Genomic DNA, 23,635 nt, shown 5'->3' with positions numbered 1-23,635 from the left:
CGATTTTATGCCTATTGTAAGGAATGGTGGGCTATGATATAATCGTAAGAATGAGCAACAAAAAGAAAAAAACAGAAAGAGGATAGTTAAATGCCTAAAGTATCAGTGATAATACCAACATATAATGTTGAACCATATTTAGTAGAATGTATGGAGAGCATTACAAGACAGACATTAAAGGATATAGAAATCATTTGTATTAACGATGGTTCTACAGATGGTTCATTAAAAATTCTTCAGGAATATGCAGCAAAAGATGACAGAATTAAAATAGTAGATAAAGAAAACGGCGGATATGGAATAGGAATGAATATCGGTCTTGATATGGCTACAGGAGAGTATATAGGAATATTAGAGCCGGATGATTACGTGGCAATCACCATGTATGAAGATTTATACAAGGTGGCAAAAGACAGTGACCTTGACTTTGTAAAGGCGGATTTCTACCGTTTCCAGAGGGGTGAAACAGGAAATATGTATCTGGTGTATAATCACCTTTCAAAGAATCCGGAGGATTATAATAAGTTATTTAATCCAAGTGAAACTCCGGAGGCACTTCTTTACATTATGAATACGTGGAGTGGAATTTATAAAAGAGACTTTATTGAAAAATACGGTATCAGACATAATGAAACTCCGGGAGCGTCCTTCCAGGACAATGGATTCTGGTTCCAGACTTTTGTATACGGAAAGCGTGCTATGATTATAGATACGCCTTACTATAGAAACAGGAGAGATAACCCTAATTCATCAGTTAAAAATCCTGAAAAGGTTTATTGCATGAATGTTGAGTATGACCATATCAGAGACATTCTTATGAAGGATGAGGAAATATGGGAAAGATTCAAATATATGTACAGCGTAAAGAAACTTCACAACTATTTTGCCACAATTAGAAGAATTAGTGATGAGTTTAAAGAAGAGTACATTGGAAGAATAAGTGAGGAATTTAAGCGGGCGCAGGTTAAAGGCGAACTGAAAGAAGAAGTTTTTGACGAAAAACTTTGGAAACAGTTACAGCTTCTTATGGCATCACCAAAGAAGTTCTATCATGAGTTTGTTATTGAACCACAAATCAGGGCAAATGCAAATCCTGATGAGGATATGAGAAGAAAATTAGATGACATAAAAAATTCTACTACTTATAAGGTAGGAAAGGCATTAATGTATTTGCCTTGCCACGTTAAGGAACTCATTAAAAGAGGTAAATAAATGGATAATATTAAGGTTTCGGTTATTCTGCCGGTATATAATGGAGAAAAATATATAAAAAAATGCATGGAGTCTCTTATTAGTCAGACTTTAAAAGAAATAGAGATTATATGTGTTGACGACGGCTCCGTTGATGGAACGTTGGAAGCTTTAAAGGAATATGAGAATTTAGACAATGTTACGGTTATTACACAGGAAAATGCAGGTGCCGGAGCTGCCAGAAATAAAGGAATGTCATATGCTAAAGGTGAGTATCTTTCATTTTTAGATGCAGATGATATTTTTGAAAAAGATATGCTGGAAGTGGCATATAATAAGGCTGTAGAAGATAAGGCAGATATGGTGGTATTTAATTCTGACCAGTATTACGAGGAAACGCAAGAGTACAAAAAGGCTGACTGGACTTTAAGATATGCAAAGATACCTCCATACACACCTTTTAAGCACAGACAAATGACAGACAATGTTTTTAAGGTTTTTGTAGGCTGGGCATGGGACAAGCTGTTCCTAAAGGAATTTGTGGACAGATATGCCTTAAAATTTCAGGAGCAGAGAACCAGTAATGATATGTTTTTTGTGTTTATGGCAACGGTGCTTTCCAACAGAATTACTGTTGTACCAAAGGACAAAGTTTTGGTTCATCAGCGGAGAAACAATGCAGTTTCCCTGTCTAATACAAGAGAAAAATCATGGCAGTGTTTCCATGAGGCTCTTAAAAAACTGAAACAGGGACTTGTGGAACATGGCATATACAAAGAAGTGGAGCAGGATTATACAAATTACGCACTTCACTTTAGTTTGTGGAATCTTAATACAGTTTCCAAAACAGTATATGATGATATGCTTAATAAATTAAAAAATGAATGGTTTACGGAGTTTGGAATTACAGGCAAGCAGGAATCATATTTCTATAACAAAAAAGAATATAATCAATATATGAAATTAATTTCAGAATAAATGAATTATACCTGAATGCAGGAGGATTTTAAGTAACAAATGAAGGAAAATATAAAGGTTTCTGTTATTATACCTATGTATAATGCCAGAGAACATGTAAGGGAATGTCTTGACAGTTTAACAAATCAAACATTAAAAGAGATAGAAATTATATGTGTTAATGATGGTTCCACAGATGATACTCAAAGTATTTTAGAAGAGTATGCCAAAAAAGATGAAAGAATAGTTATTTTAAATCAGGGAAATTTATATGCAGGAGTTGCAAGAAACAATGGAATGAATCACGCATCAGGTGAGTATCTTATCTTTTTAGATGCAGATGACTTTTTCAAACCTGAAATGCTTGAAAAAATGTACAACAAGGCGGTTTCCCATAAGGCAGATATCTGTATTTGTAGCGTTATTGCATATAGCGAAAGGGATAAAGAATATAGAGAGTCCAATCATTATTTAAGAGAAGACCTTCTGCCGGAAAATGTTCCTTTTTCACCTAGAGATGAAGAAATAAGGGACAGTCTTTTTCAGATGACTATTCCTGCACCATGGAATAAATTATTTAAAAAATCCTTTATTAATCAGGAAGGAATCACCTTTGACACCCTAAAAAGGGCTAATGATTTATATTTTTCATATCTGGCAATGGCAGTTGCTGAAAGAATTACCGTTGTAAGTGACAAGCTTGTAAACTACAGGGTAGATTTGGAAAGCAGTCTTCAGGGAACCAATAAGGGTGGAACTTTGGAGTTTTTTACCGCTTTAAACCATCTGAAAAATGAACTGGAAAAAAGAGATTTATGGGAAATATTTGAAAAAACATATATAAACAGGGCTCTTAATACATGTCTTTTTAATTTAAACAAATGTGGTACAAAACAGGCATATGTAAGAGTATATAACAAGTTAAAATACAATATTTTTTATACTTTAGGAATCCTTGAACACTCAAAGTCGTATTTTTATGTTAAAAATCAATTCTCCATGATGGCAAGAATTGTTGAAAGAAAAGCAGAGGATTTGTGGGAAATCCTGCAACAGGAGGCTTTAGCCCAAGTTAAGCTGGCGCCTTATGTGAATTTGGAGGAGTGGACAAGACCTGAAATTACTGAAAGTAACTTTAAATACAAGGTATCTGTAATTATACCGGTATACAATGTGGAACAATATATTGGTGAATGTTTAGATTCCGTTATTAATCAGACGCTAAAAGAAATAGAAATTATATGTGTCAACGACGGTACACCTGATAATTCAGTGGAAATAGTAAAGAAATATCAGGAAAGAGATTCACGAATTAAGCTTATAAATAAAGAAAACGGCGGGTTATCTTCTGCCAGAAATGCAGGGATTAAGGCTGCAACAGGAGAATATATCCTGTTTTTAGATAGTGACGACACCTTGGATAAACAGACGTTAGAGTATCTTTATTATGAATGTAGAAAAGACAATTTAGATCAGATGTTCTTTACTACTAAGGAACTGGAAAATTGTGATGGTACAACAATCAGGGATGATCAGTATATAAGAAAATATGATTATTCAGGAATTTTCACAGGACCTGAAATATTTGGAAAATGGGTGGATAATGCAGAGTTTAAGCCTTCTGCATGTCTTCAGATAAATAGAACTGAGTTTTTAAGGCAAAACAATCTGGTATTTAAAGAGGGAATTATTCACGAGGATAATCTTTTTACCATACAGTGTCTGTATTTTTCTAAAAGGGTAAGATATGCAAATGCAAGATTTTACATTAGAAGGGTAAGGGAAGATTCCATAATGACAGGAACCCAGAACTTCAAACATTCCCTGCATTTGTACTATATTATTATGGAACTTGAGAAGTTTGCTTTTAAGGAAAATGTTAAGCAAAACAAAAACTATTATGACTCTCTTTTAGTTCAGATGGAAAGAATATTAAAGGTGGCTGCGGACTATATAAAGGACTCTGATGAAGAGGAATTAAGTCAGTATATTTATTCCCTTAATGAAGAGGAAGGCATTAATTTCTACAGCTGTGTTGGAATTTTGTCAGAACTTAGAAATTCAAACCGTGAGCTGTCAAAACGTGCCAGAAACATGGAAGAAGACTACAGAGTTTCAAGGTTTAGAAATTACATGCAAGGCAAGAAAAAAGAGAAGGAAATAAATGCCGTAAAAGAAAGCTTCCGGAAAAACAGTGAAATGCAGATATCTCACATTAAAAATTCTGCAACTTTCAAAATGGGAAAGGCAATTACCTTCCTTCCGCGGAATATAAAGAAATTGTTTAAAAGAAATTAGCGAGGCTTATATATGGGAGTTTTTCGGGATAAAATAAAAAAAATATCTTTTGTTACAAAAGTATATCGTAATATAAGTGGTGCAGATAAGCGAGAAATAATGGCATTGCTTAAGAAAAATCTCGCTGCTCAGGAAGAAAACCGGAAACTTGTTGAAAGGGTAATTTCACAGCAGAAGCTAATTAAGGAAAAATTGGCACAAAGTGAAACAATCCGTGAAGATGTTATAAATGAAGTGACAGATTTAAATAGGGAAGCGGAAACAAAAATCGCTGAATTGTTAAAAAATGCGGAGCAAAATTTGACAAAATCTGTTGACAAGATTTGGAAGAATTATTATGCTGAACTTGTACGCCGTGATTACTGGAAGGTTAAACCTGAAGAAATAAAACGCATGGCAGGAGACAGAAAAATCTGGATTATAAAATGTCCTGCACCGGATAGCAATGCAAAGGCAGGCTGGGGGGATTTTTATTTCGCCAATTCATTAGCTAAAAATCTTGAAAAATTAGGAATATATCCGGTGGTGGATTTGTACGAAGATTGGTCTTGCGAATTAATGGCAGATTGTGTTATAGTTCTCAGAGGCTTGAAGAAATATCATCCTGACAGAAGAAATGCAAAATGCAGGTACATTATGTGGAACATTAGTCATCCGGATAATATAAGTAAGGATGAATATGAATTATATGATGCAGTGTGCATTGGTTCAAGATATTATGCAGACAAGCTTAAGGAAGAATTAAGTGTGCCTGTTTATTCTTTGGAACAGTGTACAGACACGGATTTATTTTATCCTGAGGCATCAGACAAAAAGCATAATTACATTTTTGTGGGAAACTCCAGAGGAGTTCCAAGGGAATGTGTAATGTGGTCAGTGGATATGAGACTTCCTATAGAAATATGGGGAGGCGGATGGGAGCCTTTTTTAGGAAAGGATTGCCCAAATGTGGTTGGGATAAATGTTCCAAACGACAGACTTCCTGACTTATACAGAACGTCTTACGCCACCATTAATGACCACTGGGATGATATGTTAAAATATCAGTTTATTAATAACAGGATTTTTGATTCAGTAGCCTGTGGACTTCCTGTTATAACGGATTATTGCGAAGATTTGTATAAAATCTTTGGCGACAACATTCTTTATTACAGAAATGAAGAGGAATTCAGACAATGTATTTTAAAACTTGAGGATAATTATCCTGAAATAAAGAAAAATACATTATCAATGTGGGATATGATAAAGAAGGAATATTCTTTTGAAGCCCGGGCAAAACAACTTTTGGATATTGTAAAAAATAATTAATGACAATATAAATTATTTAAAAAATTAGGAGGACTACATGAGTAAATACGATTATCTTATAGTAGGAGCAGGACTGTTTGGAGCAGTTTTTGCCAATGAAGCAACAAAGGCAGGAAAAAAGTGTCTCGTAATTGACAAGAGAGACCATATTGCAGGAAATATTTACTGCGAAAAAATTGAAGGTATAAATGTTCACAAATACGGAGCACATATCTTCCACACCAGCAACAAGAATACATGGAATTATGTAAACCAGTTCGCTGAATTTAATAATTACATTAATTCACCTGTTGCCGTATACAAGGATGAGTTATATAACCTTCCTTTCAACATGAACACGTTTAGCAAAATGTGGAATATTAAGACACCTAAGGAAGCTCAGGCTATTATTGAGGAGCAGAAGGCTGACTTAAATATTACAGAGCCTAAAAACTTAGAGGAACAGGCACTTTCATTAGTTGGTAAGGACATTTACCAGAAGCTTATTAAAGGTTACACAGAGAAGCAGTGGGGAAGAGACTGTACAGAACTTCCTTCATTTATTATTAAGCGTCTTCCACTTAGATTTACCTTTGATAACAACTATTTCAATGACAGATTCCAGGGAATCCCTATGGGTGGATACACACCTATCGTTGAAAAGATGTTAGAGGGTAGCGAAGTAATGCTTAACACAGATTACTTCGAGTTTATTAAGGATAATGCTGATATTACAGACAAAGTTGTATATACAGGTATGATTGATGAATACTTTGGATTTAAGTTAGGCCATCTTGAGTACAGAACAGTAAGATTTGAGACTGAAGTTCTTGATGAGGAAAACTATCAGGGAAATGCAGTTGTAAACTACACTGAAAGAGAAGTTCCTTACACAAGAATTATTGAACATAAGCATTTTGAATACGGAAAACAGCCAAAGACTGTTATTTCAAGAGAGTATTCTTCAGAATGGAAGCCGGGCATTGAGCCTTACTATCCTATTAACGATGAAAAGAACGGAAACCTTTTTGCTCAGTACAAGGAATTAGCTGATAAGGAAGAAAATGTTATTTTCGGCGGAAGACTCGGAAATTACAAGTATTATGACATGGATAAGGTAATTGAAGCTGCATTAGAATGTGCTAAGGAAGAGTTAGCATAGTTTGAATAAATAATACTAAACTAACTACGTAGAAAATTGCAGGTTATAGATGTAACCTGTAATTTTTTATATTACAGGTTTTATAATTGGGATAATTCCTAATTTAAAATAAATAAAAAAGAAAGAAAGGGTAAAAATTATGAAAGGAAGATTATTAAAAGTTACCAGCGGCATTTTAGCCGTAGTTATGAGTTTTTCCTGTATTGGCAGGATTAATTTGCCGGTTGTGGCAGAGGAACACACAGCACACATTATAGAGGCAGGGGATTCCTATGAAGGAAATCCATTAAAGGGGATGTTCCCTTTTAGTGAAAGTAATGTGGCAATTCCACATAGTTTGGAATGGTTTTATATGCCTGTAAAGGATGTACAGACAGGAATGAATGAGTTTGACTGGAGCAAATTTGAAAAGAAATTACAGGAAACAGCATCAAGAGGACATCAGGCAATTGTAAGATTTTATTACGATTATCCGGGGGAAGAAACCGGTGTACCACAGTTTTTAATAGATGGTGGTCTTAATATGAGATATTACAATGAGCCGGGAGATTTAGGAGGAGCAGGATATTGTCCTGATTACGAAAATAAAACATTTAGACAGTCTATGAAAAATTTTATTGAAGATTTTGGTAAAAAGTACGATGGTGACGGAAGACTGGGATTTATAACTCTTGGACTTTTAGGATTTTGGGGGGAATGGCATAATTGGCCGTTTAATGGCTCAGATTCCACTAAGGCCAACTGGAGTATATCAACTACTGTCTACAAGGAAGTTTTAGATGCATTTGATAACAGCTTTAATAAAACGCAGTTAGTTGTAAGGGAGCCAAAAGATGGAATTGATTTTAGCAAATATGATGTAGGATATCATGATGATTCCTTTGGATACGCTACATTGTCAAAGGCAAATGGCGGTCAGTCATGGAGTTTTTGGCAGAAAGTAAAAAATGGAAAAGATCAGAATAAGTGGATGACCAATTGCATTGGAGGAGAGGTGTACCCTCCAAGTCAAAATGTAATATTTTCAGGAGTCACACCGGAAGAAGGGGGATTTCAGGACTTTGACAAATGTATTGAAGAAACCCATGCATCATGGATGATTTGTGCAGCAATAAGAAAGTATAGTGGAGTTACATTAGAAAATGCCAGAAAGGCATCTGTGAAAATGGGATATGACTTAAGGGTTTCTAAGGCTTATTATGACAATATAACTACAACGTCGCCTTTATATCTTAAGGTTGATATAAAAAATATTGGTGTGGCACCATTTTATTATAATCATGAATTGTGGCCGGTGGAAATTGGAATTAAAAAGGGAGATAGTGTTGTAAAAACATGGCGAACTACATGGGATTTGTGCGATATTGCAGCAGATGGAAAGGATTATTCTTTTGAGGATGTTATAAATAATCCGGACTTAGAAGCAGGTGACTATTCTATAGGAATTAAGGTTATAAATCCCGTGGAAAATGGCAATATTTTAGGATTTGCCAACAAAAATCAGGGAGCAGACGGGTGGCTTAATCTTGGAGATATACGCGTTACCGAAAAAGGCAGTGAAAGGGAAACATCCACATCTAAATTGCCGGAAGAAACTACTGTAAAGCCACAGGAAACAACTACAAATAATCAGGAAACCACAACTGTAAACAGACCGGAGGAAACTACAACAGCCGTACTGTCCATTTCAGCGACGGAAAATGATGGAAATATAAGCTGCCACATAGAAAACAGTAGTGGATGCACATATTCACAATTATACATAGATGCCGATAATAATATTAACACAGGATATAAGAAGGAAAATGCAGGTTTTGAATACATGGTGGAAAATGGAGTACTATATTACCATGCTTCAAATGACAGTGATTGGGGATGGAGTGAAGTTTCAGGTGCCGGTATCAAAGTTACTAAAACTGAAAATGAAATGGAAATTAACATAAGTAAGGATAGTCTTGGAAGCATATCAGAAGGCGCAAAAGTATGGTTCAAGGCACTAGATGCATCATGGAATGTTATGTCAACTACAACTGTGGAAGAAATTCAAAAGAATTTATCAGATAAAATTGTTATATCAGATGATATGGAAATTAACGGCTATCAGATAAGTACAACTCTTGGAGGAATGAGAACGGTTTATTCATTAAATGACACCGTAGAGGGACAGGAGGTATCAGAGGTAGGTTTAATATATGGATTAGGAGAAAAAGAAAATATTGCTTCTGATATGTTTGCAAAAACAGACAGCAACAAGGTTTATGTTTCAAAAGGTACAGAAGAAGTAGGAAGATTTTCTAATACATTTAGCAAATCACGAAGCTACGCAATGACAGTGCTATTTGCAACAGATATGGTAGAAGAATTTACTACAAACTATTGTGTTCGGGCATATGCAAAACTTAAGGATGGGACATATGCATACACAAATGTTTATCAGTACAATGTATATGATATAGCAGATAAACTGTATCAGGGTAAGCAAATGAACAACTATAATGCCCATAATTACTTATATGAGAATATTCTAAAAAAAGTAAAAAAAGATTATGAAATAATAGATTACGATTGGAGCGTAACTGTTACAAAATAAAACTGGTATTATAAATATGACAAAAATTGACTATACAGAAAATACCAGAATGTGAATATAATAAACCCCACAAGTACATATGAGAGGAGTATTCACAATGAAAACAAACAGTGTAACAGAAAAAACGTTTGGAAGAGAGCAGATTATTCGTATTGTTATAGCAGCAATCGCCATAGCATTAACTTATGTGTTTACGGCTTTTGTAAACATTACATTGCCTATTGCAATAAATGGTGGTCTTATTCACCTTGGAAACGTGCCACTTTTCCTTTTCGCAATTTTATTTGGTAAAAAAGTAGGAGCATTAGCCGGAGGTATTGGAATGGGATTGTTTGATTTATTATCCCCTTGGGCTATATGGGCACCTTTTACATTAGTAATTGTTGGATTAATGGGATTTGTAGTAGGTCTTATTTCAGAAAAGAAAAAAGGCTTCGGCTGGAGCGTATTTGCAATGCTTATGGCATTGATAATTAAAATAGTAGGATATTATTTTGCAGAAGTAATTATTTATGGGAACTGGGTTGCACCGTTTACATCAATACCCGGAAACATTATTCAGGTATTTGTTGCAGCAGTAATAGTTATGATAGTTATTGAGCCATTAAAGAAAGCTAAAAATTCATTAATGCCTCAGTAGGATTGGAGAATAAATGTACAAAATAATGACACCGGGGCCTACACAGGTAAAGGAAAATGTCAGAATGGCAAGAAGCCTTGAGTGTACAAATCCGGATTTAGATGAAGGTTTTGTTGAATTTTATAAAGAAACCTGTGAACTTATAAGCAGTCTTTTAGGAACAAAAAACGAGACCCTTATATTAGACGGTGAAGGTATTTTAGGATTAGAGGCAGCTTGTGCCTCCATGACTGAGCCGGGAGATAAGGTTTTAGTTCTAGACAATGGCATTTACGGAAAAGGATTTGCAGATTTTGTGTCCATGTATGGTGGAAAGCCGGAGCTTTACACAGTAGATTACAAAAACACTATTGACGTGGCACAGTTAGAGGAATACCTTGAAAATCATCATGATTATAAGTACGCAACGGTGGTTCATTGTGACACCCCTAGCGGAATGTTAAATGATATTTCAAAAATCTGTCCTTTATTAAAGAAATACGGAATAATGACAGTTGTGGATTCAGTTTCAGCAATGTTTGGAGAGCCTGTAAATGTAGATGAATTTAAAATTGATATTTTATGTGGAGGTTCCCAGAAGGCAGTTTCCGCACCTCCGGGACTTACATTTGTTGTGGTAAGTGATGATGCCAAAAAAGCAATAGATAACAGAAAAACACCTATAGCATCATTTTATGCTAACTTAAAGGTGTTTGAGGGATATTACGAAGCAAAATGGTTCCCATATACCATGCCAATAAGTGATATTTATGGACTTAGGGCAGCCTTTGACAACATAAAGGCAGACACCGAAATGCTTAAGAGACATGAGGTAATTGCTAATGCCTGCAGAAAAGCCATAACAGAAGCAGGTTTAAAGCTTCACTTAGAGTCAGGTTTTTCAAATACCGTTACAGTATTTGATGTGCCAAAGGAAACTACAGCCGGTGACATTTTAAAAGTAATGAGAGAAGATTACAACATTATGCTGGCAGGTTCCTTTGATGAACTGGCAGGACAGGTAATCCGTATCGGACACATGGGCTCAAATGCCAATTTAGATGACATGAAGGAAACAATGGATGCATTAAATGAAACACTAATTAAACTTGGTGTGGATTTAAAGGGCAACATTGGAGAAATATTTAAAGCAAATATTTAATTTAATATAATTTTATGATACCGGTTTGGTTTGGAAGGTGATTTGCAATAGTCAATGAAAAACGGAACCGGTATTTTATTTTAAAATGACAGCAATTGAGGTATACTAGCCATGGAATAAAATTAAAGGAAAAATTCATGGGTAATAGAAATATATTAAAATTATTGTTATCGTTTTTGAAAATAGGTTTGTTTACTTTTGGTGGCGGATATGCCATGATTCCGTTAATACAGCGGGAAATGGTTGAAAAGCACCAATGGATTACTTCTGACGAATTATTGGAAATGGTGGCAATTTCAGAAAGCACACCGGGGCCTATTGCAGTAAATATTGCAACTTTTGTGGGATACAGAGTAGGGGGAATCTTAGGTAGCTTTTGTGCTACTGTGGGAGTAATTCTTCCGGCTTTCTTTATTATAGTGGTGATTTCCCTGGCAATTAAAAAGTTTGAAAACCTCAAGATGGTACGTTACGGGTTTATGGGAATCCGGGCAGGAGTTTTGGCACTTATATGTAAGGCATTAGTAAGTATGTACCGGGAATGTGGCAAAAATCCATTTTCATATATTGTAATGGCAGCAACTTTTATTTTAGTGGCTTTTCTTAATGTTAATGTTTTGACGGTTTTAATTATGTGTGCCGGGGTAGGACTTATCTATTATTCAGTAATAAGGGGGAAGACTAAATGACGCTATTAATAAAACTCTTTATTACTTTTTTTAAAATCGGACTTTTCACCTTTGGGGGTGGATATGCCATGCTTCCAATGATTCAGGAGCAGGTTCAGACCAACGGATGGATTACGTCTCGGGAATTAGTTGATTTTATTGCTGTAAGCGAAAGTACACCGGGACCTTTTGCCATTAATATTTCAACATATATAGGTATGGAAAAAGCAGGAATACCGGGAGCTTTGTGTGCCACTGTAGGTGTGGCATTACCGTCGTTTTTAATAATCATATTTGTGGCTAAATGTTATGAAAAGTTCAAAACAAGCACAGTGGTAAAAGGATGTATGACAGGGTTAAAGCCGGGAGTAATAGGACTGATAGCAGCTGCGGTAGTATCTGTGGCAACCACTGTATTTTTCCCTGACGGTATTAAAAAAGTGGTGCTGCAAACTCCGGAAATATATATTTCTGCAGCAGTGTTTTTAATTATGTGCTTTTTGGCTTTTAAGAAAAAACATCCTATATTAATCATATGCCTTTCAGCGGTAATTGGGATTGTAGCAGGGAATTTCTTTGGACTGTAATTCATTAGAGGTAATGCAGATTCGTTAATTATGAAAGTTGACGCAACTTTTTGTGCAATGCTATAATTGATAAAAATATAATAGGTTATTTGGAAGGAGCAGGACAAATGGTAGAAAAAGTTACAGACACCATATTAAATGTTGGAGTTAATGATTATGATATAAAGATTTTTGAAAATCAGTATATATTAGAAAAGGGAATGGCATATAATTCATATGTTATTTTAGATGAAAAAGTGGCAGTGATGGATACTGTGGATGAGCATGTAACGGAAGAGTGGCTTGTCAAAGTGGATGAGGCATTGCTGGGAAGAAGTGTTGACTATCTTGTAGTGCAGCATATGGAACCGGATCATTCAGGCAGTATAATGGCATTGGTTAATAAATTCCCTAATATGAAAATAGTTGGAAATGCAAAAACTTTTCAGATGATAAATCAGTTCTTCCATGTGGATTTAGGAGACAAAAAAGTGGTTGTAGCTGAGGGAGATACATTGGAACTGGGAAAACATACTCTTAGCTTTGTAATGGCACCTATGGTTCACTGGCCGGAGGTTATGGTTACATATGATAGTGCTGAAAAGGTTCTTTTTAGTGCAGACGCCTTTGGAAAATTTGGCACCAGGGATGCAGATGAGGACTGGACATGCGAGGCAAGAAGATATTTCTTTAATATTGTTGGTAAATATGGTGCACAGGTTCAAATGCTTCTGAAAAAATTAGCAGGCGTTTCAGTGGAAAAAATATGCGCCCTTCACGGACCTGTATTAACTGAAAAACTTGAATATTATATTGGAAAATATGATATTTGGAGCAAATATGAGCCGGAAGATAAAGGGGTATTCATAGCCTATGCATCTATACATGGAAACACAGCCAAGGCAGCAGAAAAATTAAAAGAAATGTTAGAGGAAAAAGGTTGTGAAAAAGTTGCAATATGTGACCTGTGCAATGAGGACATTCACGAAGCAATAGAGGATGCATTCAGATATGACAGAATGGTACTGGCTGCCTCAACTTATGATGGTGGAGTTTTCCAGCCAATGGAGACATTTTTAAATATACTTAAATCGAAAAATTATCAGAAAAGAACAGTGGCTATTATGGAAAATGGCTCCTGGGCACCAATGGCAGCAAGAGCAATGAAGGCATCTCTTGAAACCATGAAACAGATAGAAATTCTAGAACCGGTTGTTTCAATTAAATCTGCAATGAATGATGAAAATGTAGAGCAGATGAAAAAAGTAGTAAAAGAACTTGTGAATTTATAAAATTAAGATTCAACTAAGATTTAATTGATTTTCTAAACTTTCACTTGAAATAATTAAGCTTCGATGTTAATATTTTAAGTGAACAAGGACGTTCGACATATGATATATGTGTCGGGTGTCCTTTTTTGCATTGAGAATCTTATCAGCCTACCCCCTAACAAAGGCTGACAAATAGGAATTTTGGTGCCAAGACTGAAAAATATATATTTAACGGAGGTATTATTTATGAACACAGGGGATACAGGATTTATGATTATCTGTGCGGCATTTGTATTTTTTATGACGCCGGGACTTGCTTTTTTCTATGGAGGACTTGTTAGAAGAAAAAATGTTGTAAACACTATGATGGTATGCGTAGCCATAATGGGATTATCAGTTTTTATGTGGACTTTATTCGGATATTCTTTAGCATTTGGTGGAAACCACGGCGGAATTATAGGAGATTTCAGATGGTTTGGACTAGAAAATGTAGGCATGGAGGCGGGGCCTTACGCCGATACAATTCCTCATCTTGTATTTTGTGCATTCCAGATGATGTTTGCAATGATTACGCCGGCACTTATAACCGGAGCTTTAGTAGGAAGAATGAAATTTAAGGCATTGTTTATATTTATTGCCTTATGGTCAATAGTTGTTTACTATCCATTGGCACATATGGTATGGGGCGAAGGCGGACTTTTGGCAGAAATAGGTTCCGTGGATTTCGCAGGAGGAGATGTTGTACATATAAGTTCAGGTGTCAGCGCTCTTGTTTTGGCAATTATTTTAGGAAGACGAAAAGGATATGAAAGAGTAACATATCGTATTCACAATATACCTTTTGTAGTTTTAGGAGCTACAATTTTATGGTTTGGCTGGTTCGGATTTAATGCAGGAAGTGCCTTAGGGGCAAACGGATTAGCTGCCCACGCTTTTATGACTTCAGCAATTTCTTCAGCAACAGCACTGTTGGCGTGGATGCTTCTTGATGTTATAAATGATAAAAAGACAACCTTAGTTGGCGCTTCTACAGGTTTGGTTTTAGGGCTTGTGGCAATTACACCGGGAGCCGGATTTGTTCCAATCTGGTCATCATTTATTATAGGTGCCTTAGTCAGCCCGATATGCTATTACGGAGTAATTCTGGTTAAGAAAATAATTAAAATAGATGATGCTCTTGATGCTTTTGGCTGTCACGGAATTGGCGGTATCTGGGGCGGAATAGCAACCGGAATATTTGGAAAAAGTTCAATTAACAGTGTGGCAAAATGGGATGGCCTGGTTTTTGGCGACTGGCGTTTATTTGCAGCCCAGATAGAAGGAATAGCTATAACAATTTTAATTGCAGTTGTAGGAACGCTGATTTGCGTAGGCATTGTCAGAATCTTCACACCTTTAAGAGTAACTCTTAGGGAGGAACAAATCGGACTTGATATTACACAGCACGGAGAAAGTGCTTACCCTACATTTAACGGAATGGATCAGTAGAATTTTAAAATAATAAATAACCTATATGGAGGTAATCATTATGATGATTAAAATAGAAGCAATTGTCAGGGAAGAAAAGTTTGAAGACGTAAAAAATGCTTTGGCAGACATTAATGTAAACGGACTTACGGTTTCTCAGGTTATGGGATGTGGAATCCAAAGAGGATATAAGGAAATAGTCCGTGGTATGGAGGTTGACATTCAGATGCAGCCAAAAATTAAATTTGAGATTGTAGTATCTTCTGAGGAATGGGCAGATAAAACCATAGCTGCAATTAAAAAGGCAGCGTATACCGGTGAAGTGGGAGATGGTAAAATTTTTAGCTATGAGATAAGAAGTGTTGACAAAATCCGTACAGGTGAGACAGGATATGCCGCAATTCAGCAGCAGGAATAAGACTTCAAGTAAAACTTAACCTTTTTCGCTTCTTGCCTAAAATATACAATAATGTTATAATTCAAAAATGTAAAAACTAAACTATGTAAGCCAATTAGAAAGGAGCAGGATGATGAGTGATTATGTAATCAGCTGTTGCTCAACTGCAGATTTATCAGCAGAGCATTTTGAAGAGAGAAACATTAATTATGTTTGTTTTAAATACGAATTAGATGGCGTAAGCCACTATGATGATTTAGGCAAAACAATGCCTTTTGACAAGTTTTATCAGGCTATGGCAGACGGAGCGGAAACAAAGACATCACAGGTTAATGCAGACGAATATGAAAAATATTTCAGAAAGTTTTTAGAAGATGGAAAAGATATTTTGCATCTTTGCCTTTCATCAGGAATTTCAGGCTCAATTAATTCAGCAATGATTGCAAAGTCAGCATTAGAGGAGGAATTTCCTGACAGAAAGATATATGTATTAGACTCCTTAGCAGCATCGTCAGGCTTCGGACTTCTTATGGATAAAGTGGCAGACCTAAGAGATGAGGGGATGTCAATTGATGAATTAAAGGATTGGGTAGAGGCAAATAAGAGAAGGGTAAATCACTGGTTTTTCTCTACTGACCTTACATTCTACATAAAAGGTGGAAGAGTTTCAAAAACGGCAGGATTTTTCGGAGGAATCCTTGGAATATGCCCGCTGTTAAACGTTGATTTAAACGGTAAGCTTATTCCGAGAGCCAAAGTAAAGGGAAAAAGAAAAGTAATAAAAGAAATAGTTGCCAGAATGGAAGAATTAGCAGAGGATGGGTATGACTATTCACAGAAATGCTATATTTCCAATTCTGCATGTTTAGAAGACGCACAGGCAGTAGCAGCCCTTGTTGAAGAAAAATTCCCTAAGCTTAACGGAAAAGTGGAAATTAACAGTATTGGAACTACTATTGGAAGCCATACCGGTCCCGGAACAGTAGCGTTATTCTTCTGGGGAAAGGAAAGAGTGGATTAAGCCGATTGCCCCATAAGGCATAAGGACCATTATCAGGTGTTTAGGCAAAAAGAAAGGATAATAATATATGAAAACAGCGGTTATGACCGACAGCAATAGCGGAATAAAGCCGGAAGAAGGAGAAAAACTTGGAGTTTTTTCTCTTTCCATGCCGGTTATTATAGACGGAAAAGTTTATTTTGAAGGAAAAGACATAGAAGAAAAGGAATTTTATGATAGTATGATTTCCGGAAAGGATGTGACATCATCACAGCCTTCACCGGGAGATGTTATGGATATGTGGGATAGCATATTAGAAAATGGTTATGATGAGGTGGTATATATACCTATGTCCAGTGGACTTAGTGCATCATGTCACGCAGCAATCCAGTTATCTGAGGAATACGACGGTAAGGTGCAGGTAGTGGATAATCACAGAATATCAGTAACCATGAGAGAAGCGGTAAAGGATGCCAAGTGGATGGCAGATAACGGTGTATCAGCTAAGGAAATAAAAGATGCATTAGAAAAAAATGCTTATGATTCAGTTATTTTCCTGACTGTAGACGACCTTAAATATCTGAAAAAAGGTGGAAGAATAACACCGGCAGCAGCAACTCTTGGTGCTGTTTTAAACATAAAGCCGATACTTACTACTGTAGGAGAAAAATTCGACGCCATTGAAAAAGTTCGCGGCATGAAGAAAAGTTTAGCAAAGCTTTTGGATTACACAGAAGAGTTTGTGAATAAAACACTAGCAGAAAAGCCGGATGCAGAAATAAGAATTGGTGCGGCAGGAACTTTTACAAATGATCAGGCAGCAGAAGAATGGTACAATGAAGTAAAGGAAAGATTCCCGAATGTTAAGGATATTTATTATAATCCTCTTTCTTTTAGCATATGCTGTCATACAGGCCCTGATGCAGTGGGAATCGGTGTAAGTGTAATACTTAGGGACGAATAAATATGAGTTATAAATTTTTCCAAAACAAGGAATGCGAATATTTTCCGTGCCATAAGGTGAAAGATACGAAAGATTTTAACTGTATGTTTTGTTATTGCCCACTATATCCCCTAAAGGATAAATGTGGCGGGAATTTTTCATACACCCCTAACGGTATTAAAGACTGTTCGGGATGTACTTTCCCACACCGGGCAAATAACTACGAATTGGTACTGGAAAAATTAAAGGATTTAATGTAGGACTTTTCCAAATATGGAAGAGTCCTTTTCATTATAATGAAGAAACCTATAATATCTATTATCATAATAACTTCTAAAACCTGTCCTAAGGTATATAAGGCACCAAAGTCGGAACCTAACCAGAAAACAAAGGTTGTAAGAATTTGCAGGGCAAAAGAAACGAACCAGGTCATTTTCCCCCATTTACGCTCATCACGACAGCAAACCTGAGGACACATCTTAAATAATCCACCACAAAACAGGAAAGTAGTTAAAACATTGCAGGCTAAATATACCATGCCGATAATCATGCCGGCTATACAAAGGCTTTCACCGTTTATAATAAAAGGAAGCACAGCCAAAACAATGTTTAAAATAATACCACTTACGGCAGACAATGAAGCCAGACTAAAACGTTTATTAGCTTTTCTCAAACTAAAGCATGCTACAAAAATACATATAAATCCCACAATATCATTAAAAATATCTATATGTATATTGTCAAAAAATACCTTATCAATAACCTTAGTTTCCACTGCATCGCTTGAAACATTAGTTTCACTGCCTACAAGGGGATGCCTTGTACTTTTACTTGAGGTATCCATCAGTTTATATGTACATGTGGCACCGTAAAGGGAATCAATATTATAATATTGAAACTCGCCGGTAACGGAAGATGAATTTTCGTATTTGTGGGGATATTTAATATTGGTTTTAACATCCATATCAAGGGCAATTAAAACAAATCCAACAGCCAGTAAAATAAAATATAAAGTAAAATGAGATTTCTTTGTGTTTGACATGATTCCTCCTAGTTTTACAAGATTATGACTTTCTCAGAACTAGCAAAAGTTATAAGCAAATATATAAGATGTTTTTACAACTAAAAACAATCTTTTGCTATGATATATGATACTAAAGTAATGGATTATCAATAATATCAAAAAAGAAAATCACACAATATATAATAACACGTAAATAGTCGTTGTTGGAAAATAATTTTAAGAATAAATGTAAATTAATATTTGCAATAAGCATGATATACACAATATCGAAATTTTATTATAACAAAAATATGGTATTAGGAATTATGATTTCAGTAGTATTTTTAATAGAATTATTGATAAATGAAAAAGTAGATAACTGATAATTAACAAAAAGAACTGAAGCGAAATACAGATCGCCTTCAGTTCTTTTTTTAGAAATAATTTAAGAATATTCTAAAAAAACATAATGCAATATTAGGCATTTCGTAACAAAAAAGTAATATAAATTAGTTTGTAAATTAAAATGAATAATAGTATAATAGGGTTTACTTTAAATTTGAAAGGAGTATAAACTAATGAAAGCATTGAAAAAAAGTATATCAATACTTATGGTTATTGCCATGATTGTAACCACTATAACAGGGGTTAATCTGGTAAATGGAACTAAGGAAGTAAGTGCAAAGGAAAGTGCAGCATATACAATTAAAGTTAATTTAGGAACTAATTGCACAACAATATATAACAGCAGGGGAAAAGCAATTAAAGCCATGATTTGCTCACCTAGTAATGAAACACCGGTGGGAACATTTTATGTACCGGTAAAATACAGATGGCATGAAATGATTGGCAATTGCTATGCACAGTATTGTACAAGAATTACAGAGGGAATATTATTCCATTCAGTATGGTACTACAAGAATGGTGATAAATCTACAATGTCAGTTTCAGCTTACAACGTTATGGGACAGAAGGCATCTCACGGTTGTGTAAGATTACTTTGCAAGGATGCAAAATGGATATATGACCATTGTGCAGTTGGAACAAAGGTAGTTACATTCTGGGGCAGCAAGAAAGATGATCCATTGCCAAGACCTTCATTTACACCAATTAGCAATGGAAAATTCACAGATTGGGATCCTACTGATCCGGACCCGGCTAACCCATATAGAAAGGCAGCACCTAAAATCAGTGCCGATACTACAAAAGTAGAATATGGAAAGAAAGTTAGACCTCTTGATTTAGTAACAATTAAAGATAGTGCAGGAAATGTGCTTACAAAGAAAAATGCAACTATCAAGGTAAAAGGAAAAATTAACACTAAGAAAATAGGAAAATATAAGGTTAAATTTACTGTTAAGGATTCCATTGGAAACACAAAATCAAAGACTATTACATTTTCAGTTGTAGATACTAAGAAACCTGTTATAACAGGAGCAAAATCTAAAAAGAATATTGCTATGGGAACATCTGAAAATCTTAAAAAAGGTGTTACTGCTAAAATGAAATCCGGAAAGAGACTTACATCAAAAATACAGACATATGTAAAATATAATAATAGAAGTGTAAAGGCTAAAAACGGAACATACAGATTTACTAAGGCTGGAACATATAAAGTTACATATAAAGTAAGGGGAACTAATAAGTTAGTAGCATCAAAAACAGTTACCTACAAGGTAGTTGACAAGAGAGTTAAGTTTGCCCTTAATACATCAGCTGTTACTATTAAGCAGGGCGAAGCCTTTGACCCATATAGCTATGTAAAGACTCTTAAAAATTATAAGAATGCTGATCTTAATGTAAAGAATAATATTACAATTAAGGGAGATGTGGATACATCTGTTCCGGGAACATATACTATCACATATACAGCTACTTATAACAAAAAGTCATATACAGCAAAGACAGCAACCCTTAAAGTTACAGTAGAAAAGGCAGAAGAGGAAACAACTCAGCCGGAAACACCTGGAGAGACAACTCCGGAAGAAACAACTACTGCAGCAGAATAGGTGGCTTAATAATGTATACATTTAATACTACGGTAAGTTATAGCAGATTAGATAGAAATGGCAGTGTTCCATACTATGAGATAATGAATTACCTTCAGGATTGCAGCACTTTTCAGTCTGTAGCCTTAGGTGTGGGACCTGACCATATGAAAGAGGTTAATAAAGGATGGGTGGTACTTGCCTACAAAATAAAACTTTATAAACCTTTGAAATTAGGGGATGAAATATGTGTTGGCACTGCACCTTCAAAATTTGGAAGGGTAATGGCTAACAGACAGTATTTCATCAAAGATAATGATGGTGAGTACGCAGTTAAGGCGGAAACCATATGGGCAATGATTGATCTAAAAAGCAGAATGCCCATAAGAATAAGCGACGATGAAACCAAAGCCTATTGTGAAGAAGAGATATTTGAGGAACTTCGTGTTTCAAGAAAATTAAGGCCTTCAGAAGATAGAAAGAAGCTTGAAAGTTTCAAGGTGCTTAGTTCATATATTGATGAAAACGGACACATGAACAATGCAAATTATTTGCGTGTAGCAGAGGAATACCTTCCGGTAAACAGGGATTTTAGTGAAATTGAAATTGTTTACAACAAAGAAGCCTTAGAAGGGGAGAAAATAATTCCTTATTTACATCAGGAGGAGAATGGACTTACCATTTCCTTTGAAAGTATGGATGGAGAGCTGCACACAATGATAAAGCTAACAAAATAAGTAATAAGCGGTATAAAATGGAAAAAAGAAATTTTAGAAATGAAAAAAGTGAATTAGATTCAAAAACTTTGGAATCAGGTGTAATAAAGCTGGGAAAAAGCCAGAATCTTAAGGTGGTAAAAAACACTGAGCACGGAGTTTATTTGGGAACGGAAGAGGATAAGGTACTGTTGCCTAAAAAGGAAGTTCCTGAAAATACAGCTGTGGGAGATACGTTGAGAGTGTTTGTATACAGAGATTCTCAGGAACGTCTGATAGCTACAATGGTACAGCCTGCTGCGGAAGTAGGGGAAACAGCATATCTGAAGGTTTCACAGGTAACAAATGTTGGTGCATTTTTAGACTGGGGACTGGGAAAGGAACTGTTTTTGCCATATAAGGAGCAGACAAAGGAGATAGAAGAAGGGGAAAAGGTTTTAGTAGGCATTTATATTGACAAAAGTAAAAGATTAAGTGCAACCATGAAAGTATATGATTATCTTACCTGCAATTCTACTCATGAACCGGAGGATATTGTAAGCGGAACAGTATATAATTATAATCCAAAGTATGGAGCCTTTGTGGCAGTGGACAATAAGTATCATGGACTTATACAGCAGAAGGAACTTACCCAAAAAGTGTATATAGGAATGCCTATCGAGGCACGAATAAAAAGTGTAAGACCTGATGGAAAAATGGATTTGTCATTAAGAAAAAAAGCATACCTTCAGGTAGATGATGATGCTAAAAAAATTGTGGAATTTATGGAAAATAACGGTGGAAAAATAGATTACACTGACAAGGCATCACCTGAGAGAATAAAAACGGATTTCAATATGAGCAAAAGTGAGTTTAAACGTGCTATCGGCAGATTGCTCAAAGAAAAACGTTTAACTATTGGTGAAAATAACATATTTTTAAACAAATAGTGCCACCCCTATGCAAATGTAACAAAGATTATTTCATTATTTTGTTTAATTACAATATAGCAATTTATGTCATTGTGATTTATTATTGTTGCATACAAATGGTTAGAGAAAACTATTTTTATTAGGAGGAAGAAAGTATATGGCAAGTTTATCATTAAGAAACATCTGCAAAGTTTATCCAAACGGATTCAAAGCAGTAAAAGATTTTAACCTTGAGATTAAGGACAAGGAATTTATTATTTTTGTAGGACCATCAGGTTGTGGAAAGTCAACAACACTTCGTATGATTGCAGGGCTTGAAGAAATTTCATCCGGTGAATTATATATTGGAGACAAATTAGTAAATGACGTAGAACCAAAAGACAGAGATATAGCAATGGTATTCCAGAACTACGCTTTATATCCACATATGACAGTATACGATAACATGGCATTTGGTCTTAAGTTAAGAAAAGTACCAAAGGCTGAACAGGAAAGATTAGTTAAGGATGCAGCTAAGATTCTTGACCTTGAGCAGTTACTTGACAGAAAGCCAAAGGCTTTATCAGGTGGTCAGAGACAGAGAGTTGCGATGGGACGTGCCATCGTTCGTAATCCTAAGGTATTCCTTATGGACGAACCACTTTCTAACTTGGATGCTAAGTTAAGAGTACAGATGCGTGTTGAGATTGCTAAGATTCATAAGAGATTAGGTGCAACAATTATCTACGTTACACATGACCAGACAGAGGCTATGACACTTGGTACAAGAATCGTAGTTATGAAGGATGGTGTTGTACAGCAGGTTGATTCACCAAAGAACTTATATGACAGACCGGTTAACTTATTCGTTGCAGGATTCATGGGTTCACCACAGATGAACTTCATTGATGCAGAAGTTGAAAAAGAAGGCAATGACATTAAGTTACATATTGGTCAGGCCAGAACATATATCACAGTTCCTGCAGAACAGGGCAAGAGACTTGAAGAAGGCGGATACATCGGTAAGACAGTTGTTATGGGTATCAGACCTGAAGACATTCATGATGAAGAAAGCTTCATTGAAATGTCACCTGAAAGTGCTTTCACAACAACTATCAGAATTTACGAATTACTTGGTGCAGAAGTTTACTTATACTTCGATGTTGAGGGATTTGATTGTACAGCAAGAGTAAATGCACGTACAACAGCAAGACCTGGTGATGAAGTTAAATTAGCTATGGATCTTACAAAGTTACATATCTTTGATAAGGAAACAGAGCAGGTTATTGCAAACTAAGAAACAGACACATTGTGTTAATATACAAAGGAACTGTTTACAATATTAAGCAGGTAAATATTATATTGGAGGATGCTGGTGCAAGCGAGTATTATATAGAAGTGTCTACCGACGGAGAAAATTGCGGAAGCAGAAGGAATGGGCAGACAACAGAATCGTAATG

Annotated in this window: 22 protein-coding genes; 21 read left to right on the top strand and 1 reads right to left on the bottom strand. The window is 35.6% G+C overall.

What is annotated here, in order from left to right; translation table 11 throughout:
• The first annotated feature begins 90 nt into the window (after window positions 1-90).
• From H8S00_RS06745 to H8S00_RS06670, 16 genes are all read left to right on the top strand, one after another.
• Entirely contained in the window at window positions 91-1,212 is a 1,122-nt protein-coding gene (locus tag H8S00_RS06745) for a glycosyltransferase family 2 protein (protein WP_118589463.1), read from the top strand.
• Window positions 1,213-2,169, top strand: a complete 957-nt coding sequence (locus H8S00_RS06740) for a glycosyltransferase family 2 protein (protein WP_118589462.1) — start codon at window positions 1,213-1,215, stop codon at window positions 2,167-2,169.
• Window positions 2,170-2,208: 39 nt separating this feature from the next.
• Window positions 2,209-4,446 carry a glycosyltransferase gene (locus tag H8S00_RS06735; protein WP_118589461.1) on the top strand — a complete coding sequence of 746 codons (2,238 nt, stop codon included), beginning with the start codon at window positions 2,209-2,211 and terminating at the stop codon, window positions 4,444-4,446.
• A gap of 12 nt (window positions 4,447-4,458) precedes the next feature.
• The gene (locus H8S00_RS06730; RefSeq protein WP_118589460.1) at window positions 4,459-5,754 is read left to right on the top strand and encodes a glycosyltransferase; all 1,296 of its coding nucleotides are present in this window, start codon (window positions 4,459-4,461) and stop codon (window positions 5,752-5,754) included.
• Between the two features lie 37 nt (window positions 5,755-5,791).
• Window positions 5,792-6,895 (top strand): UDP-galactopyranose mutase, encoded by a 1,104-nt coding sequence (gene glf / locus H8S00_RS06725; protein ID WP_118589459.1) that lies wholly within the window; start codon window positions 5,792-5,794, stop codon window positions 6,893-6,895.
• 139 nt (window positions 6,896-7,034) lie between these two features.
• A complete protein-coding gene (locus H8S00_RS06720; protein ID WP_118589458.1) occupies window positions 7,035-9,485 on the top strand; it encodes a hypothetical protein in 2,451 nt (816 codons plus the stop codon).
• A 97-nt stretch (window positions 9,486-9,582) separates the two neighbouring features.
• A complete protein-coding gene (locus tag H8S00_RS06715; protein WP_021952278.1) occupies window positions 9,583-10,125 on the top strand; it encodes an ECF transporter S component in 543 nt (180 codons plus the stop codon).
• 13 nt (window positions 10,126-10,138) lie between these two features.
• Complete coding sequence (locus H8S00_RS06710) at window positions 10,139-11,266, top strand: pyridoxal-phosphate-dependent aminotransferase family protein (protein ID WP_118589457.1); 1,128 nt, start codon at window positions 10,139-10,141, stop codon at window positions 11,264-11,266.
• A gap of 137 nt (window positions 11,267-11,403) precedes the next feature.
• Window positions 11,404-11,955 carry a chromate transporter gene (locus tag H8S00_RS06705; RefSeq protein WP_118589456.1) on the top strand — a complete coding sequence of 184 codons (552 nt, stop codon included), beginning with the start codon at window positions 11,404-11,406 and terminating at the stop codon, window positions 11,953-11,955.
• On the top strand, window positions 11,952-12,521 hold the full coding sequence (locus H8S00_RS06700; protein WP_118589455.1) for a chromate transporter: 570 nt from the start codon (window positions 11,952-11,954) through the stop codon (window positions 12,519-12,521). Before H8S00_RS06705 ends, H8S00_RS06700 begins: the two co-directional genes overlap by 4 nt.
• 107 nt (window positions 12,522-12,628) lie before the next feature.
• Window positions 12,629-13,792 carry an FprA family A-type flavoprotein gene (locus H8S00_RS06695; RefSeq protein WP_118589454.1) on the top strand — a complete coding sequence of 388 codons (1,164 nt, stop codon included), beginning with the start codon at window positions 12,629-12,631 and terminating at the stop codon, window positions 13,790-13,792.
• A 225-nt stretch (window positions 13,793-14,017) separates the two neighbouring features.
• Window positions 14,018-15,259: an ammonium transporter gene (locus H8S00_RS06690; protein WP_021952283.1), complete on the top strand. Its 1,242-nt coding sequence runs from the start codon at window positions 14,018-14,020 to the stop codon at window positions 15,257-15,259.
• A 40-nt stretch (window positions 15,260-15,299) separates the two neighbouring features.
• The gene (locus tag H8S00_RS06685; protein ID WP_021952284.1) at window positions 15,300-15,656 is read left to right on the top strand and encodes a P-II family nitrogen regulator; all 357 of its coding nucleotides are present in this window, start codon (window positions 15,300-15,302) and stop codon (window positions 15,654-15,656) included.
• Between the two features lie 112 nt (window positions 15,657-15,768).
• Window positions 15,769-16,656 carry a DegV family protein gene (locus H8S00_RS06680; RefSeq protein ID WP_118589453.1) on the top strand — a complete coding sequence of 296 codons (888 nt, stop codon included), beginning with the start codon at window positions 15,769-15,771 and terminating at the stop codon, window positions 16,654-16,656.
• 67 nt (window positions 16,657-16,723) lie between these two features.
• A complete protein-coding gene (locus H8S00_RS06675; RefSeq protein WP_118589452.1) occupies window positions 16,724-17,599 on the top strand; it encodes a DegV family protein in 876 nt (291 codons plus the stop codon).
• Between the two features lie 2 nt (window positions 17,600-17,601).
• Window positions 17,602-17,838 carry a cysteine-rich small domain-containing protein gene (locus H8S00_RS06670; RefSeq protein ID WP_118589451.1) on the top strand — a complete coding sequence of 79 codons (237 nt, stop codon included), beginning with the start codon at window positions 17,602-17,604 and terminating at the stop codon, window positions 17,836-17,838.
• On the opposite strand, the gene H8S00_RS06665 is transcribed toward H8S00_RS06670, so the two are convergent.
• The gene (locus H8S00_RS06665; protein WP_118589450.1) at window positions 17,799-18,620 is read right to left on the bottom strand and encodes a hypothetical protein; all 822 of its coding nucleotides are present in this window, start codon (window positions 18,618-18,620) and stop codon (window positions 17,799-17,801) included. The two genes, H8S00_RS06670 and H8S00_RS06665, sit on opposite strands and share 40 nt — an antisense overlap.
• 539 nt (window positions 18,621-19,159) lie before the next feature.
• Between H8S00_RS06665 and H8S00_RS06660 the strand changes: the two genes are divergently transcribed.
• The 5 genes from H8S00_RS06660 (at window position 19,160) to H8S00_RS06640 (ending at window position 23,633) form a co-directional block, all read left to right on the top strand.
• Window positions 19,160-20,590, top strand: coding sequence for a L,D-transpeptidase family protein (locus tag H8S00_RS06660; protein ID WP_118589449.1), 1,431 nt, complete (start codon window positions 19,160-19,162; stop codon window positions 20,588-20,590).
• An 11-nt stretch (window positions 20,591-20,601) separates the two neighbouring features.
• Window positions 20,602-21,306, top strand: coding sequence for an acyl-[acyl-carrier-protein] thioesterase (locus H8S00_RS06655; protein WP_021952288.1), 705 nt, complete (start codon window positions 20,602-20,604; stop codon window positions 21,304-21,306).
• Between the two features lie 17 nt (window positions 21,307-21,323).
• Window positions 21,324-22,214, top strand: coding sequence for a CvfB family protein (locus H8S00_RS06650; protein WP_021952289.1), 891 nt, complete (start codon window positions 21,324-21,326; stop codon window positions 22,212-22,214).
• A gap of 139 nt (window positions 22,215-22,353) precedes the next feature.
• Window positions 22,354-23,472: an ABC transporter ATP-binding protein gene (locus H8S00_RS06645; protein ID WP_021952290.1), complete on the top strand. Its 1,119-nt coding sequence runs from the start codon at window positions 22,354-22,356 to the stop codon at window positions 23,470-23,472.
• A gap of 14 nt (window positions 23,473-23,486) precedes the next feature.
• Window positions 23,487-23,633 carry a hypothetical protein gene (locus H8S00_RS06640; protein ID WP_158576861.1) on the top strand — a complete coding sequence of 49 codons (147 nt, stop codon included), beginning with the start codon at window positions 23,487-23,489 and terminating at the stop codon, window positions 23,631-23,633.
• The last annotated feature ends 2 nt before the right edge of the window (window positions 23,634-23,635 follow it).

Source organism: Eubacterium segne, from assembly GCF_014287775.1.
Lineage (GTDB): Bacteria > Bacillota > Clostridia > Lachnospirales > Lachnospiraceae > Eubacterium_G > Eubacterium_G segne.
Note: the sequence above shows the minus strand (reverse complement) of the source record. Positions and strands in the feature narration are given on the sequence as shown.